Origin of the sequence: Kribbella sp. NPDC059898, from assembly GCF_042730855.1 — a bacterium.
Taxonomy (GTDB): Bacteria; Actinomycetota; Actinomycetes; order Propionibacteriales; family Kribbellaceae; genus Kribbella.
The window spans coordinates 38,879-55,098 of sequence record NZ_JBHWKR010000010.1 but is presented as its reverse complement, the minus strand read 5'-3'; the positions used below and the strand labels follow the sequence as shown (position 1 = coordinate 55,098).

Sequence of the window (16,220 nt, the reverse complement as noted above, 5' to 3'; positions counted from 1 at the left end):
GGTGTCCCGCCTGACTGGGGCAGGTGAGCAGCGAGGGGCCGAGGTGATCGACGAGCACGGCGATACGGTTCCGCTGCCGGTCGTCCCGTCCGGCAGTGACCCAGAGCAGCCGGGCCGGCACCCCGGGCAGCCTGGTCCGTTCGCGCCGGTTCTCAAGAAGGTCGCGCTCGCCGTGGCGGTCTGCCTGGTCGCCGGCGCCGGGTACGCCGGTCTGCAGTACGTCGCCAACGCCCCCGCCGGCACGAATACGCGCGGGTCCCACCAGCCGGTCACGACGCCGAGCACGGACCAGGCGCAGGCCGGTGTCCAGCGTGCGGTCGCGGGCCAGGCCGTTCTGCAGAAGATGGCCGACGCGGTCACGAACGACAACCGCGGCGAGTTCCTGAACGCGGTCGACCCGCAGTCGACCGCGTTCCAGGCCAACGCCCGGATGATGTTCGGCAACCTGAGCACGCTCCCGATCAGCGGCTTCCAGTTGCGCTACGTGAGCGACGACAGCACCGGCCTCACCCCGGACCGGAAGCTCGAACTCGGCGGCACGCAGGCGTGGCTCGCGCAGGTCGAGGTCTCCTGGCAGCTGTCCGGGTTCGACCTGACGCCGGCCCGCGAGACGCTCCCGGTGACGTTCGTGACCCGGGACGGCACGACGTACGCCGCATCGTTCTCGGAGCGGTTCGCGGCCGGGCAGCGGCGGCCGATCTGGGCGCTCGGTCCGCTCGAGCTGTCCAAGGGCAAGCGCAGCCTGGTGATCGGCCTCGGCTCGGAGGCCGACACGAAGAGCTACGTCTCGGTCGCCGACAAGGCGGTCGAGTCGGTGTCCAAGGTGTGGGGCAAGAAGTGGCGGCAGAAGGTGATCGTCTACCTGCCCGCGAAACAGGCCCAGATGGAGGGCATCCTCGGCGCCCAGCCGAACACGTACACCCAGATCGCGGCGGTCACGATGGCCGAGCTGGACCAGCCGGCCGCGAACGCCCCGGTGCGGATCGTGGCGAACCCGAAGCTGTTCGAGGAGCTCGGCAAGCAGGGCCGCCGGATCGTGCTCACCCACGAGACCACCCACGTCGCGTCGAACGCGACCGCGTCGCCGGTCCCGCTGTGGCTGGCCGAGGGGTTCGCGGACTACGTCGCGTTCACCGCCGTACCGGTGCAGGACGACTCGGCGGCGAAGGAGCTGTTCAAGGCGGTCCGGGCCGGGAAGGTGCCGGCCACGCTGCCGACCCCGGAGGCGTTCGCGGCGTCGGCGGCCGACCTGCCGCAGGCGTACGAGTCGGCGTGGCTGGCCTGCCGGCTGATCGCGGAGCATGAAGGGCAGGACAAGCTGGTGGCGCTCTACCACGCGGTGGACCGGTCGGGGAGTGCGACCGGCCTGGCGGACGCGTTCAAGTCGGTGCTGGGGATGACCGAGGCCGAGTTCGTCGTCCAGTGGCAGAAGTACCTGAAGAGGCTCGCCGGTGCCTAAGCGCCCGGCCGGCGCGTGGGCTCCGCGCGCGACGGGCGGACTGCTCGCGCTCGCGCTGGTCTTCACGATCGCCGTCACCACACCGTGGCACCTGATCGACCTGCCGAAGCCGGACGCCGCGCTGGACTTCACCGGCGCTCAGATCGCCCGGCAGGAGGCGTTCCGGCACGAGATCCTGAAGTGGTCGACGACGTCCTGGATCCTCTCGGTCGTGGTCCCGTTGGTGATCGGCTTCAGCCCGCTGGGCCGTAAGCTGTACGACGCGTTGCGCGTCCGCCCGTGGTTCCTCGCCGTACCGGTCACGGTCGCCGGGATCGCGCTGATCACGAACCTGGTCACCGTCCCGACCGACGTCCTCGCGGAGCGGGTCAGCCTGAAGTACGGGCTGTCGGTGGAGAACTGGCGGTTGTGGGTCTGGGACCGTGGCGTGAACTGGTTGCTCACCTCGCTGGGCGTCGCGGTGATCGCGGTCGTGCTGATCGCGCTGGCGAAACGTTCGCCGCGCAACTGGTGGTTGCCGGGCGCAATCATCGCGGCGCTGCTGGTGCTCGGCGTCTCGTTCGCGTACCCGGTGCTGGTGGAGCCGCGCTTCAACCACTTCACGTCGATGCCGGCCGGTGCCCTGCGCAACGATTTCCTGAAGCTCGCGGACGAGGACGGCGTACCGGTCAAGGACGTGCTGGTCGCGGACGCGTCGAAGCGTACGACGGCTTTGAACGCGTACGTTTCAGGCTTCGGGTCGACCCGTCGGCTGGTCGTGTACGACACGCTGCTGAAGGACACACCGCCCGCGCAGATCCGGCTCGTCGTCGCGCACGAGCTCGGGCACGCGGCCGAGGACGACGTACTGCACGGGACCCTGATCGGCGTGCTCGGTACGGCGTTCGGGATCACCCTGCTGTACCTGCTGCTCGGATCGCGGATGGCGGATCCGCGCCGGACCGGGTTGTTCGTCGCGCTGGTGGTCGCCGCGACCACGCTCGCGAGTCCGGTGCAGAACCTGGTCAGCCGCAAGATCGAGGCGCGCGCCGACTACCACTCGCTACGGCTGACGAACGACCCGCAGGACTTCGTCGCGATGCAACGCGATCTGGCGGTCCGGAACATCTCCGGCCTGGACCCGAGCCGCTGGCGGTACTGGATGTTCGCGACGCACCCGACGCCGCCGGAGCGGATCGCGATGGGACGCGCGTGGGCGGCGCAGAACGGCGCGACGGTGCCGCCGCAAGCGAAGCGATGACCGTCCTTGTCGTCACCAACGACTTCCCGCCGCGGCAGGGCGGGATCGAGACGTTCGTCCGCTCGTTGTGCGACGAGCTCCCGGACGTCGTCGTGTACACGTCGCGTGAGCCGGGCGATGCGGCGTACGACGCGCGGCTGCCGTTCCCGGTGGTCCGCGACCGTACGTCGATGTTGTTGCCGACGGCCCGGGTCACCAAGCGGGCGGTGGAGTTGCTCGAGGAGTACGAAGCCGATCGGGTGCTGTTCGGGGCGGCGGCGCCACTTGGGTTGATGGGTCCGGCGTTGCGGCGGGCCGGGGCGCGGCGGATCGTCGCGATGACCCACGGGCACGAGACGTGGTGGGCCGGCGTACCGGGTGCACGGCAGGCGCTGCGGCGGATCGGGGACGCGGCGGACACGGTCACCACGGTGTCCGGCTGGTGCGAGGAGCAGATCAGGCCCGCGCTCTCGTCGACGGCCGTCGTACGGCGGTTGACGCCGGGCGTTGACTCGGTACGGTTCCACCCGGGCGCCGGCGGGGAGCAGATCCGGCAGGGGCTCGGGCTGGTCGGGGTTCCGGTGGTGGTGTGCGTGTCGCGGCTGATCCGGCGGAAGGGGCAGGACACCTTGATCCGGGCGTGGCCGCGGGTGCTGGCCGACGTACCGGAGGCGAAGCTGCTGCTGGTCGGTGGCGGCCCGGAGCGGGGCCGCCTGGAGGAGCTGGCCGCGCCGATCGCGGACTCGGTCGTGTTCACCGGAGCGGTGCCGTGGCAGGACATCCCGCCGTACGTCGATGCCGGGGACGTGTTCGCGATGCCGTGCCGGACGCGGCGGTTCGGGCTGGAGCCGGAGGCGCTGGGGATCGTCACGCTGGAGGCGTCCGCGTGCGGGAAACCTGTGGTCGTCGGTGACTCCGGGGGTGCGGCCGACACGGTGCTGCACGGTACGACGGGGTACCTCGTCGACCCGTACAACCCGGCGGCCGTAGGTGTGCGGATTGCCGGATTGTTGACGAACGCCCAGCACTGTGCGGAGTTGGGGGCGGCAGGGCGGAAGTGGGTGCAGGAGGAGTGGGGATGGGGGCGGTCCGGCGCCACGCTGAGAGAACTGCTGGACATCTGACGGCGGGTGTCGTGTACTCTGGCCGACATGCACCGGATGTTCCGACTTGCCGCAGCCGTACGAGCTTCAAGCTCTCCGGCTGCCGCGGCCTGAACATCTGAAACCTCCACCGGCGACCGGAAACGGTTCGCCGGTGTTGTTGTTTCCGTAGCCCGGTGGTCTGGTTCCGGTCCTTCCACGCAAAGGACACGAACCATGAACATCACCAGGACCTTCGTCGACTTCTTCATCGACCGCGGCCACGTCCCGACCACCGGGTCCACGCTCATTCCGCGGCTCGGTGATCCGGTGCTCTTCACGACCTCCGGGATGCATCCGCTCACGCCGTATCTGGAAGGCGAACCACATCCGCTGGGGCGCAGACTCAACGGCGTCCAGCGATGCCTGCGCACGACGGATCTCGACGAGGTCGGGGACTCCACCCACCTGACCGTGTTCGAGATGCTCGGCTCGTGGTCGCTGGGGGACTACGGGAGCAGCCAGACCCTGAGGTGGGGGTACGAGCTGCTCACCGAGGGCTTCGGCCTGGACCCGAAGAGCCTGTACGTGACTGTCTTCGGCGGTGACGACCAGGTGCCGCTCGACCAGGAGTCACTGCGGACCTGGCAGGAGCTGGGCCTGCCGATCGAGCTGACCACCGACGACAACTGGTGGTCGAACGGCCCGACCGGCCCGTGTGGCCCGGACTCGGAGATCTTCGTCTGGACCGGCGACAAAGAGCCCGAGGGTACGCCGACCACCGACGACCGCTGGGTCGAGGTCTGGAACCACGTGATGATGCGCTACCGCAGGCACGACGACGGATCGCTCGAGGAACTCACGCAGCAGAACATCGACACCGGTCTTGGTCTGGAGCGGCTGACGATGCTGCTCGAGGGCAGGTCGTCGGTGTACGAGACGTCCCTGTTCGAGCCGTGGATGCGGATCATCCCGAAGCTGTGGAAGCTCGACGAGCGATCTCGGCGGATCGTGATCGACCACCTGCGGTCCAGCATCGTGATCGTCGGCGACGGCGTGCACCCGTCGAACACCGGCCGCGGCTACGTGCTCCGCCGGCTGATCCGCAGAATGCTGACGATCCTCTGGCAGGACGACGAGTCCCGCTCGCTGTCCGACGTTCCGCTGGAGCTGTTCGAGCACACCCAGAACCACTTCCACCAGGGCGAGACGGTGACGCTGATCCGGCGGATCCTGATCGACGAGGAGATCCGGTTCAGCAACCTGCTCGACCGCGGCCGCAAGGTGCTCAGCCACGAGCGGTTCCACAAGTCGCTCGACGACACCGACTACGAGTACCTGCACGAGACCCACGGGTTGCCCCGCGAGTTGGTGGACTCGCTCAGGTGACCGGTGCCGGCACGTCGGTACGGGGAGGTTCGGGGACCTCCGGGGACGCGACCTTCCCGACCGACGACTGGGCCACGAACGCACCGGCCAGCACGATCGCGCCGCCGATGATCTGGTTGGTCCGGAGCATCTCGCCGAGCAGCACCAGCGCGAAGATGCAGGCCGCGACCACCTCGAGGTACGCGACCGCCCCGGCGATCGGCGCCGACAACCGTTGGACGGCGGCCGCACCCGCGAGGTACGCGACGACCGTGCTCACCATGATCAGCCAGGCCGCCATCACCCACCCGGGCGCGTGCCGGTGCCCGATCGCGATCGTGTCCACGAGCACGTGCCACGGCGTACCCCAAGGAGCCGCGATCAATGTCAGTACGACGGCCCCGACCACGCTGCCGGCCGCGGTCATCACCAGCGGATCCGCGGCGCCGGTCAACCGGTCGATGAGGATGAAGTACGTCGCCTGGCAGGCGGCCGCGCCGAGCCCGGCGAGCAGGCCGATCGCGTCGATCCGCGACCCGGACCAGATCTCCGCCACCGCGGCGAGGCCGACGACCGCGATACTCACTCCGATCGCGGCCGACCGCGGTACGGCGGCCTTCGCGCCGAACTTGAGCCACAGCACCACCAGCACCGGCCCGGAGAACTCGAGCATCAGCGCCACGCCCACCGGCAGCCGGCTCGCGGCGATGAAGAACAGCGTCTGGCAGCCGGCGATCCCGGTCAGGCCGTAGAGCACCAGCGCCTTCCAGGACGCCCGCGCCGCGCGCAGCCCGGCGCGGCCGCGGAACACCAGCACGAGCGGGACCAGCACCGCGGCGGCGCCGAGGATCCGCAACCAGGCGGCCTGCTGCGGCGTGAAACCGGCCTCGATCAAGGCCTTGGCGAACGGCCCCGACCCGCCGAACGTGATCGCGGAGAAGACCGCGAACCCCAATCCCACCGATTTCGTGCTGTACATGGGCATAACGGTCTCACGCCCATTACAAGCCTGTCGAGTGGGATCTCAGAGCACGTTCACCGCGCGCGCCGCGACCACCGCGACGGTGAGTAACGAGACCGCCGACTCGATGCCCATCAGCACCTTGGTGCGGGCGCTCAGCGGCATCGTGTCGGTCGGACTGAACGCGGTCGCGTTGGTGAACGACACGTACAGGTAGTCGGTGAACCCGGGGATCCAGGTCTTCCAGCCGTCCAGTTCGACGGTCATCTGCGGGAACAGCAGGTCGGCCCGCTCAGCCTCCCGGGCGTGCTCGGGCGCCCGGGCGAACGGTCCGCCGCGGTCGACCTCCCACAGCCACACCGCGAACGCGACCACGTTGGTCACCCAGATCAGCAGCGCGCTCTTCACCAGCACCTTGCCCTGGTTCGCCTCGCCGTTGCCGAGGAACGCGATCATCCCCGCGAGGTAGTACGCGTTCACCGCGACCAGTACGGCGACAAGGGTCACGGCGACCGGCCGCAACCACGGCTCGTCGCGGCGCAGATGGTACGGGTTCATCCACACCAACGGCAGCAGCAGCAGCGCTCCGAGCGCCGGCATCAACCACCGCGGCAACGCGTTCACCTGCGTTGGCACCAGCAACTGCAGGACCAGGACCGAGACCACCGCCAGCGATGCCGGCCAACGCCTGGTGTGCCGGATGCTGGGTCCTCGGACCTTCGTCGGCTTGCTCACGTCAACATTCTGCCGCCGGAGGACGGCTGTCCCACGGAGGCGTCGATGACGGCCTGTCCCACCTCGGTCCGCCGGTAGTGGACCTGGTGCCCGGTCCGTCGACGCGTCGCGAGGCCGGCGTCGGACAGGGCGGACAGGTGCTCGGCGACGGTGGCGAGGGCCAGGTCGTACTGCGTGGCGAGGGCGCTCGTGGTGGCCGGCGGATCGAGGGCTACCAGGAGCGTGGCGCGAGTACGGCCGAGGAGACGGGCGAGCGCGTCCGGGGGAGCCGGTGCGTCGGACCACAGACGGGCAGCGCCGCGAGCGGGGTAGACGAGGGTCGGGTGGTACGCCGGATCGACAACCATCACCAGGTGCGGCCAGGCGAACACACCGGGGACGAGCAGCAGGCCCTGCCCGGACAGGTCGCGGTCCGCGGAACGGTACCTCGACGCGATCAGCCGGTCGTTCTCCCAGCTGAGGGTCGGGTGCAGGTCGTCGAACAGTCCGGCCAGGCCGCCGTCGGTCAGCTGCCGGCCGCGGTACGCGATGTCGTCCTCGAGCACCCGGCTGATCAACGACCAGTCCGGTTTGACCAGCGCCTCCCACGCGCTCTCGATCTCGTCCGCGAGCCGTTCCCGGGTGCCGGACAGGTCGGTGAGCATCCGCTCGATCTCAGGTGCGGCCGGGTTCTGCAGTTCGTCCCGGGACTGGACGAGCTCGGTGCGGACCTTCTCCAGCGGCGTACTGCGGACGCGCGCGATCTCGGTCGCGAACTTCGCCCGGGACGCCTTCGGCGGCGGGGTCAGGAAGTCCGGCGTGAACCCGACCCGAGGCTGTACGGCGCGCAGCCCGCGCAGGTCGAGGTGTGCGACGGCGTCACGCTTCGTCTCCAACCAGTCGTCGTACAGCGATCGCCGGTGGGACTGGTGCATGACCCGGACGGCCGACATCGTCTCCCACAGCGGCGAGGCGCCGAAGCGGCAGCGGAGCGCGTCGGCCTGGGTGAAACGCAGTACCGTCATCGGAGAGAACTTTCGGCCACAACCAAAACTCTACGCCCGCGGGTGTCAGATGCCGCACGCTCGCTGCGTGACGTCCTACCGAGCTGTACTCCGCGTTCCCGGCATGCGTGCCGTGTACGCCGCGCACACCGTCTCCATGCTCGGGACGGTCGGTGCGCAGGTGGCGCTGTCGATCCTGATCTTCGAACGTACCGGTTCACCGTTGCTGTCGGCACTCGTGCTGGTGTGCTCGTTCCTGCCGTACGCCGTGAGCGGGGTGCTGTTCTCGTCGATGACGGACCGCTTCCCCGCGCGGCGGGTACTCGTGACGTGCGACCTGCTCAGTGCGACCTGTGTGCTCGCGATGCTGCTGCCGGGGATGCCGGTCGGCGGCCTGCTCGGACTGCTGCTCGGGCTCGGGATGATCGCGCCGATCTTCGCCGGAGCCCGTGCGGCGAGCCTGGCGTACCTGTTGCCGCAGGACCTGTTCCCGGTCGGCCGGTCGTTGCTGCGGGCAATCGGCCAGACAGCGGTGCTGACCGGCTTCGCGCTCGGCGGGATCGCGGTGGCGGCGATCGGCGCGCGGTCGCTGCTGATCGTCGAAGTGCTGACCTTCGGATTGTCGGCAATCCTGATCGGCACCGGGACCCCGGCCACGCCGCCGGGGGAGCGGACCCGGAACGCGGTCCGCGACTCGTGGGCCGGCCTGCAGTTGGTGTTCGGGAACGTGCGGCTCCGCAACCTGATCCTGCTGACCTGGGTGGCGCCGGCGTTCTCGTCGGTGCCGGACGGACTCGCCGTCGCGTACACCGCCCAGGTCGGCACCGCGGCCGCGGCCGCCGGTGCGCTGTTCACCGGATACGCGGTCGGCGGTGTGTTCGGCGAGCTCGTCGTCGCACGGTTCACCCCTTCCGTGCGGCGACGGCTCGTCGTTCCGTTCCTGCTCACCAGCCAGTTGCCGGCGGTCGCGTTCCTGACGGTGCCGCCGATCCCGCTGGCGGCGGTGCTGCTGGCGATCTCCGGCGCCGGGTACGCGTTCAACCAGGGCATCGACCCGCTGATCCTGAACGCCGTCGACCCGGCGCACCGCGGTCGATTGTTCACCATCCAGACGAGCGGCCTGATGGCGATCCAGGGCGTCAGCATCGCGCTCGGCGGCGTGGTCGGCTCGTTCCTCGCCCCGAACCTGACGATCGCACTGGCCGGCGCCCTCGGTACGGCGACCACGCTGCTCGTCGCCCGTCAGGCACTCGAGCGGACCACGAGCGGAGCGGTGACCAGCCTGCCAGGTTCGTCGGGCTGACCCGCGATCTCGTGCAGGGCGCGGGTGAACAGGTGGCTTGCGATGTCCTGCAGGGGGATCCGGGCCGTGGTCAGCGGCGTGTCGAGCATGCTCGCGAACGGGAAGTCGTTGAACCCGGTCACCGCGACGTCCTCGCCGACCGTGATCCCGCGGCGCTGCAGCGTCCGCATCGCCACCACCGCGAACGCGTCGTTGTCGGCCACGAACGCGTCCGGCAGCTCCGCCTCCGCGACGTACTCCGCGACCGCCTCCAGCGAACCGAACGACCGCACCTCGGTCGCCGGGAACCCGTCCACGAACCCGTCCCGCCGCTGATGCACCCACGGCAACGCGCTGTCCGTCGCCAGGTAGACGGCCCGTTCGCGGCCGGTCGACCGTAGATGGTCGGCAATCCCCGCCATCGACGACGCGTTGTCCACGTCCACCCAGCACTGCCGCTGATCGGCCGCCGTCTGCCCGAACGCGACGAACGGGAACCGCCGCCGGCTGAGGAACTCGAGCCGCGGATCGTGCGGCATCGTCTCCAGTACGACGATCGCGTCGACCTGCCGCGCCGCGATCAGCTTCTCGTACAAGGCGATCTCGGTCGCACCCTCCGTCGGCGTGGTCACGTGGACGCCGTACCCGGAGACGGCAGCCGCCTTCACCAGGCCGCCGAGCAGCCCGTGCAGGAACCCGCCGAGCCCGGTGTCGCCGGAGTCGTCCTCGTCGTCGAAGTACAGCGGCAGGCCGATCACCTGGCTGCGGCCGGAGGACAGCGCGCGGGCGGCGTGGTTCGGGATGTACCCGAGCTCCTCGATCGCGGCGCGCACGGTCTGCACCGTCGGCGGGGCGACGCGGTGCGGTGCGTTCAGCACGTTCGACACCGTCATCGCCGACACCCCGGCCAGCCGCGCCACGTCCGCGACCGTCGTCCGCCGCGGCTTCTGTGCCACCAAGTCGATCCCCCTCAGGTCCGTACGATCCGGGCCACCCCGCCGACCGGTACGTCGATCACCCATACCTCCGGCGGCGTCGTGGCCGCCCGGTGCACCTCGTGGCCGGAACAGTCCGACACTACGAGTTCCACCCGGCCGCCGGCCGCACCTTCGACGTACAGCCGTCGCTCGGCGCCACCGTTGACCACCACTGTGCAGGCATCCTCTACCCGCACCACCGGGTCGGTGAACACGGCAACGACAGTTTTGCCGGCTCCGACCGTACGCACCTGCGTGTAGCGCGCGTCCGGCCGCGACGGCAGCAGTACGCCGTGCAGCAGAGCGTCGGCGTGGTCCTTCATGAACCCGAGCCAGTGCCGGACGACCTGCTGGTGTTCCGCGGACAGTTCGTCGAGCTCCATCGACACCTGTGCCGTACTGAACAGCGCGCCGATGAACTGCTGCGCGACGTTCTCGACCGACGCGGACCGGTGCCACACCAGCATGTCGGAGTGGACCGCGCGGTCACCTGCCAACAGTCGGCAATCCACTGTCCGGACCCGGTTCTCGACCGGGTCAAGTGCACAGTCGCCGGCCCGCAGGAACGTGCCGAACTGCCACAGCCGCGGATGCACGTAGTCCTGCCGGAACTCGATCAGCACGTCCGGCCGCAACGCGCGCAGCTCGTCGGTGATCGACTGGAGCAGCCGCTCGACGCCCTCGTCCACCGACTCGCAGTCCATGCCCGGGCCGGCGGGCGGCGAGACCTGCGCCCACGAGTCGATGAAGTCGATCTTCAGCCCGTCGACGCCCCAGTCCCGGACCGGCCGGACGCACGCCTCGAGCAGGTGCTCGCGGACCTCCGGGTACCGCGGGTCGAGGACCGCCGTGACGTCGGCGTCGGCGAACCCGAGGATGCGGTCCTTCATGGTCGGCCAGGCCTTCGAGTGCACGCCGATCAGCGGCGGTGCGAGCCACAGCACGTAGCGCTGCCCGAGCTCGTGCACCCGCCGTACATGCTCCGCGATGTCCGGGAAGGTCGCGCCGGTCGGCTCCCAGTCGCCGCAGTACGCGTACCCGCGCCGCGTGTCGTCGGTCTGCCAGCCGTCGTCGACGATCACCGCCTTGGTCCCGTACGCCGTACCCGCGCGAGCGTGCCGCTCCACCGACGCGGCCGACACGTGCTGGTGATCGCTGTACCAGGTCGAGTACATCGCCTCCCGGGCAACCGCCGGCACCGGCGCGATCCGGTCACCCAGCTCGGCGGTCCAGTCGGCCGTGACACCACGCAACGCCTCGGAGAAGTGCTCGGCCCGCAGATCGATGCGAAGTGTGAAACGTCCGTCCTCCACATCGGTCACGGTGAGCTCGATCAGTTGTTCCGCCGTCTCCTCGTTCACGCCGACCGCGAAGTCACAGCCACGCACGTTGGTCGACAAGGAGATTGTCGACAAACTACAACTCCGCGCATCGACGAGCGCCGCCACCGGGGCCGAGCGGACCGAGCGGACCGAGCGGTGCGAGCCCCAGTCGGTGGGGAGCTGCCGGTGCGAGTCCTGGGCCGCCCGCCAGAGCGTCACCGCATCGTCGGCCGGCCAGGTCCAGCGCAGCGTCACCGGCCCGTCCGCGACCACGTCGTACCGCAGCACCCCGGCCTCGGCGGACGGCCGCACGGTCAGCGTACCGGCCCCGCTCATGCTCCCCGTCCGAACGGTGCGACCGTCGGGAGAGCGGATCTCGAATGTCGTCACGCGCTGGACTATAGCGGTAAAACCAGGCCCGCTGAAGGTATTGACGGAACGAGATCCGATCTCTAGTTTTACCGCTAATATCAAATTTTGCGCGTTTTGCATGGGCGCAGTTTGCGAGAGGTGCGAGAGTGCTGGCTGTCAGCTCCGATCTGGCGTATGTCGAGGACGCCTTCCGCTGGGCCCGGGACCGGGCCCTCGCCTGGGTGCGGACCGGCCCTGGGAACCTGCCGTCCTACTGGGCCGGCTACCCGTCCCGGCCGATGTTCTACTCCCGGGACGTCTGCCACCAGGCGGCCGGCGCGCACCTGCTCGGCCTGGACGCGGAGAACTTCGCGATGTTCCGGCACTTCGCCCGCTCAGCGACCCCGGCACGGAAGTGGTTCCCGCTCTGGGCGTTCCACTTCGACGGCCGGATCGCCGACCTCGACTACCACGACGACGAGCACTTCGTCCGGGAGATCCCCGCGGTGTTCGACCTGACCTACCGGGCGCTGGAGCAGTACGACTGGACCGGCGACCGGCGCTGGATCGACGACCCCGACCTGGCGGCGTACTACCGGCACAGCACGAACGAGTTCGTCGCGGCCCACGACGCCGACGGCGACGGCATTCCCGAGGCCGCCGGCACCGCGGACATCTTCCTCGGTACGGCGACGTACAACGAACGCGAGGCCCCGCTGCTGCGGGCGGGCGACGGCCTCGCCGCGCAGTACGGCGCCCTCCGCAAACTCGGCCGGCACGCAGCGGCCGAGAAGATCCAGAACACCTACAACGAGTGGTGGAACGGCGACCACTTCGCCCGCGGCGTCACCAAGGACGGGCTGGACTTCAGTTGGGGACTGGAGTCGCACACGCTCGTTCCGCTGTTCGGGCTGAGTGGCACGGGGGAGCGCGCCGAGCGTTTCCTCGACTACCTCGAGCAGCAGATGGAAGCCGAGCCGCCACAGAACATCGAGTCGTTCAGCTACTGGCCGGAGTTCCTCTTCGACCACGGCCGGGACGAGTCGGCGTGGCGCTGGACGAAGCACCTGATCGACAGCCGCGACGACTACCCGGAGATCTCGTTCACGGTCGTCGAGCACCTGGTCGCCGGCCTGCTCGGACTGCGCCCGGACGCACCGAACGCCGCCCTCACCATCACGTCCCATCTGCCCGTAGAGATCAACACGCTGATTGTCGACAATCTGCCGATCGGCGCCTGGAGCCTCCGGATCCACCAAGAAGGCAAGCACGCCACCGAAGTCACCGTGCGGAGCGGACCGGGTCCGCTCACCGTGACCGTCGGTTCCGAGACCCATTCCCTCGCACCCGGCCGGACCGCCCGGGTCGTCCACCCCAAGGACTGTTCATGAAGAAGCTCCTCCCCGCCGCGTTCGCCGTACTCCTGGCCGCCGGCTGTGCGACCGGCAACGCCCCGGCGTCCAATACGGCGAACGACAGCGCCGAGATCTCGTTCTCCTTCTGGGGCACCAACTCCGAGGCCGCCTCGCTGAAGGCGATCGCGGCCGCGTTCGAGAAGGCGAACCCGGGCACCAAGGTGACCACCAACTGGATCCAGTCCGACTACGAGCAGAAGCTGCAGACGTCGATCGCGGCCGGTACCCAGTCGACCGTGATGGAGATCAGCAACACCAGCCTGGCCGGCTTCGCGCCGAGCTTCGCCGAGCAGACCGTCGACCCGAACAAGTACGTGCAGCCGAACATCTCGGCCGCGATGCAGTACCAGGGCAAGTCGTACGCGATGCCGTTCGCCGCCAAGCCGAAGGTGATGGCGATCAACACCGACGCGTTCAAGGCCGCCGGTGTACCGTTGCCGAGTGCAACGACACCGCTGACGCTCGACGAGTTCAAGGCGATCTCGGCGAAGCTCTCGCACGGTGACGGCAAGACCCGCGTCTACGGCTCCAGCAACCTCTGGTACCGCGGCTGGCTGACCGCGGCCGGCGGCAGCTACTACAACTCGGACGCGACCGCCTGCTCGTTCGGCGACGAGACCGGCGTGAAGACCGCGCAGTACGTCGTCGACATGCAGAAGAACCGTTATGCGCCGACCTCGACCGACATCCAGGGGCAGGACCAGGCGCAGTGGTTCGCGGCCGGGCGGCTCGCGACGTTCAGCGACTTCGGGCCGTGGACGGTCGCGGACTTCGCGAAGATCAGCAAGCCGGACTGGACGCTGGTCCCGGTCCCCGGCAAGGGGTTCCCGATGGAGGTCGACGGCCTCGGCATCGCGAAGAACGCGAGCGGCAAGCAGCTCGAGACCGCGAAGAAGTTCGTCGAGTTCGCCAGTACGCAGCAGGTTGCTCAGGACCAGCTGATCCAGGGCAGCACGGCGCTCGGCGTACCGATCATCGAGGCGTCCTCGCCGACCCTGGAGAAGGTACTGCCCGCCGCGCGGAACCTGGCCGCGTTCACGACCGCGCTGAAGTCGGGTGTGGTGGACGTGTCGGTGCCGAAGGAGGCGCAGATCTCCGGTGACGCCGAGAAGGGCATGACCAGCTACACCGCGCTCGGCACCGGCAAGGACGACGTCGCGAAGGTGCTGCCGCAGCTCGCGGCCAAGTGCACCCAGGCCCTGGCCAAGTGAACCCGACCGTCGGCTGGATCCGGAACCTGGCGTCGTCCTGGGGCGTCCCAGGCGCACTGGTCCCGCTCGTCCCGTTCCTGCTGCTGCTGATCGTCCTGTACGCCGTCATCGGACTGGCGGCGTACGGGGCCCGGCGGAAGTGGCCGCGGGCGGACCGGACGATCGCGTTCTGGCTGTTCGTGTCGCCGTGGCTGATCGGGTTCGCGCTGTTCACGGTCGGCCCGATGGCGTCGTCGGTGTACGTCAGCCTGACCTCGTGGGACCTGATCACCCCGCCCAAGTTCGTTGGCCTGTCCAACTACACGGAGGCGTTCCAGGATCCGAAGGTCGCGCAGGCACTCAAGGTCACCCTGCTGTACGCCGTGCTCAGCGTCCCGCTCCAGACGGCCCTGGCGTTCCTCGTCGCCCTGCTGCTGAACACCGACCTGCCGGGAATGCGCCTCTTCCGGACGATCTGGTACCTGCCGTCGCTGGTCTCCGGGGTCGCGCAGATGGTGCTGTTCCTGTGGGTGTTCAACCCGCAGTACGGCCTGATGAACGACGTGCTCGGCCGGTTCGGGATCGACGGGCCGGGCTGGTTCAACGACGCGTCGTGGGCGCTGCCGACGGTGATCCTGATGAGTCTGTGGACGGTCGGCGGAGCGATGGTGATATACCTGGCCGGGTTGAAGGACGTGCCGTCCAACTTGTACGAGGCGGCCGCGCTCGACGGCGCCGGGCCGGTCCGGCAGTTCTGGCACGTGACGCTGCCGCAGATGTCGCCGATCATCCTGTTCAACGCGCTCACCGGGATCATCGGCTCGCTGCAGATCTTCACCCAGGGCTTCATCGCGAAGGGCGGCCCGAAGGACTCGCTGCTGTTCTTCGTCTACTACCTGTACGACAACGCGTTCCAGAACTTCCGGATGGGCTACGCGTCCGCGCTGGCCTGGATCCTGTTCGCGGTCATCCTGGCGCTGACCGCGGTCACCCTGCGCGGCAGCGCGTTCGCCGTCTACTACGAGACCGAGCTGCGGAGCCGGAAGAGATGAAGAAGTCGATACTGCTGTACGTCGTCCTGGTCCTCGGCTCGGTGGTGTTCGTCTACCCGTTCCTGTGGATGATCGCGACTTCACTACGCTCCCTGGCGGGTGTCGGTAGTTCGGGCGCGAGCGTCGTACCGCACGAGTTCCTCTGGGACAACTACGTACGCGCGGTCACGTCGTTCCCGTTCTGGCGGTACGCGCTGAACTCGGTGCTGACCACGCTGATCCCGATCATCGGCACGGTGTTCTCGTGCTCGCTGGCCGGGTTCGCGTTCGCGCGGCTGCGGGTGCGGTTCTCCGGCGTACTGTTCGCCGTCGTCCTGGCGACCATGCTGCTGCCGGGGGAGGTGACGATGGTGCCGCAGTTCATGCTGTTCAACAACCTCGGCATGGTCGACACGCTCTACCCGCTGATCCTGCCCGCGTTCTTCGGGTCGCCGTTCTACATCTTCCTGTTCCGGCAGTTCTTCGCCCGGATGCCGGAGGAGCTGGCCGACGCGGCGGTCGTCGACGGGTGCGGCTGGTTCACGATGTTCCGGCTGGTGTACCTGCCGCTGGCGCGCCCGGCCGTGGTCGCGGTGTCGATCCTGCTGTTCATGGGCTACTGGAACAACTTCCTCGGCCCGGCGATCTATATCAACTCCGACCAGTGGAAGACCCTCCCGCTGGCCCTGGCCGGCTTCCAGTCCGTCAACGGCACCGACACCCCGTTGCTGATGGCAACGTCCGTCCTGATCACGGTCCCGTGCCTGCTGATCTTCTTCCTCGCCCAGAAACAGATCACCAACGGCATCACGTTCACCGGCGGCAAGTAGCGGGGACCGTGAACG

The 16,220-nt window shown here is 69.0% G+C and carries 14 protein-coding genes; 9 read left to right on the top strand and 5 right to left on the bottom strand.

Annotated elements, in window-relative coordinates; genetic code table 11:
- Nucleotide 1 precedes the first annotated feature (1 nt).
- The 4 genes from ACFV9C_RS28240 to ACFV9C_RS28225 all read left to right on the top strand — a co-directional run bounded on the left by ACFV9C_RS28240 (nt 2) and on the right by ACFV9C_RS28225 (nt 5,149).
- Nucleotides 2-1,459, top strand: coding sequence for a hypothetical protein (locus tag ACFV9C_RS28240; RefSeq protein WP_380198326.1), 1,458 nt, complete (start codon nt 2-4; stop codon nt 1,457-1,459).
- Entirely contained in the window at nt 1,452-2,699 is a 1,248-nt protein-coding gene (locus ACFV9C_RS28235) for a M48 family metallopeptidase (protein WP_380198325.1), read from the top strand. Before ACFV9C_RS28240 ends, ACFV9C_RS28235 begins: the two co-directional genes overlap by 8 nt.
- A complete protein-coding gene (locus tag ACFV9C_RS28230) occupies nt 2,696-3,802 on the top strand; it encodes a glycosyltransferase family 4 protein (protein WP_380198324.1) in 1,107 nt (368 codons plus the stop codon). Before ACFV9C_RS28235 ends, ACFV9C_RS28230 begins: the two co-directional genes overlap by 4 nt.
- A gap of 195 nt (nt 3,803-3,997) precedes the next feature.
- Nucleotides 3,998-5,149: an alanine--tRNA ligase-related protein gene (locus ACFV9C_RS28225; RefSeq protein WP_380198323.1), complete on the top strand. Its 1,152-nt coding sequence runs from the start codon at nt 3,998-4,000 to the stop codon at nt 5,147-5,149.
- On the opposite strand, the gene ACFV9C_RS28220 is transcribed toward ACFV9C_RS28225, so the two are convergent.
- The 3 genes from ACFV9C_RS28220 to ACFV9C_RS28210 are packed head-to-tail and all read right to left on the bottom strand — an operon-like array spanning nt 5,142 to nt 7,828.
- On the bottom strand, nt 5,142-6,107 hold the full coding sequence (locus tag ACFV9C_RS28220) for a DMT family transporter (RefSeq protein WP_380198321.1): 966 nt from the start codon (nt 6,105-6,107) through the stop codon (nt 5,142-5,144). The genes ACFV9C_RS28225 and ACFV9C_RS28220 overlap by 8 nt on opposite strands.
- A gap of 45 nt (nt 6,108-6,152) precedes the next feature.
- Nucleotides 6,153-6,824 (bottom strand): hypothetical protein, encoded by a 672-nt coding sequence (locus tag ACFV9C_RS28215; protein WP_380198320.1) that lies wholly within the window; start codon nt 6,822-6,824, stop codon nt 6,153-6,155.
- Complete coding sequence (locus tag ACFV9C_RS28210; RefSeq protein ID WP_380198319.1) at nt 6,821-7,828, bottom strand: DUF5937 family protein; 1,008 nt, start codon at nt 7,826-7,828, stop codon at nt 6,821-6,823. The genes ACFV9C_RS28215 and ACFV9C_RS28210 overlap by 4 nt, the downstream gene beginning before the upstream one ends.
- A gap of 67 nt (nt 7,829-7,895) precedes the next feature.
- On the opposite strand from ACFV9C_RS28210, the gene ACFV9C_RS28205 reads away from it, so the two are divergent.
- A complete protein-coding gene (locus tag ACFV9C_RS28205) occupies nt 7,896-9,110 on the top strand; it encodes an MFS transporter (RefSeq protein ID WP_380198318.1) in 1,215 nt (404 codons plus the stop codon).
- Here ACFV9C_RS28205 and ACFV9C_RS28200 read toward each other — a convergent pair.
- Nucleotides 9,050-10,045 (bottom strand): LacI family DNA-binding transcriptional regulator, encoded by a 996-nt coding sequence (locus ACFV9C_RS28200; RefSeq protein WP_380198317.1) that lies wholly within the window; start codon nt 10,043-10,045, stop codon nt 9,050-9,052. The two genes, ACFV9C_RS28205 and ACFV9C_RS28200, sit on opposite strands and share 61 nt — an antisense overlap.
- 14 nt (nt 10,046-10,059) lie before the next feature.
- Entirely contained in the window at nt 10,060-11,778 is a 1,719-nt protein-coding gene (locus ACFV9C_RS28195; RefSeq protein ID WP_380198316.1) for a glycoside hydrolase family 36 protein, read from the bottom strand.
- 128 nt (nt 11,779-11,906) lie between these two features.
- Here ACFV9C_RS28195 and ACFV9C_RS28190 point away from each other — a divergent pair, with 128 nt between their 5' ends.
- The 4 genes from ACFV9C_RS28190 to ACFV9C_RS28175 are packed head-to-tail and all read left to right on the top strand — an operon-like array spanning nt 11,907 to nt 16,205.
- Entirely contained in the window at nt 11,907-13,130 is a 1,224-nt protein-coding gene (locus tag ACFV9C_RS28190; protein WP_380198315.1) for a hypothetical protein, read from the top strand.
- Nucleotides 13,127-14,365, top strand: coding sequence for an extracellular solute-binding protein (locus tag ACFV9C_RS28185; protein WP_380198314.1), 1,239 nt, complete (start codon nt 13,127-13,129; stop codon nt 14,363-14,365). The genes ACFV9C_RS28190 and ACFV9C_RS28185 overlap by 4 nt, the downstream gene beginning before the upstream one ends.
- Nucleotides 14,362-15,396, top strand: a complete 1,035-nt coding sequence (locus ACFV9C_RS28180) for a carbohydrate ABC transporter permease (RefSeq protein ID WP_380198312.1) — start codon at nt 14,362-14,364, stop codon at nt 15,394-15,396. The genes ACFV9C_RS28185 and ACFV9C_RS28180 overlap by 4 nt, the downstream gene beginning before the upstream one ends.
- Nucleotides 15,393-16,205 (top strand): carbohydrate ABC transporter permease, encoded by an 813-nt coding sequence (locus ACFV9C_RS28175; protein ID WP_380198311.1) that lies wholly within the window; start codon nt 15,393-15,395, stop codon nt 16,203-16,205. The genes ACFV9C_RS28180 and ACFV9C_RS28175 overlap by 4 nt, the downstream gene beginning before the upstream one ends.
- Nucleotides 16,206-16,220: the final 15 nt, after the last annotated feature.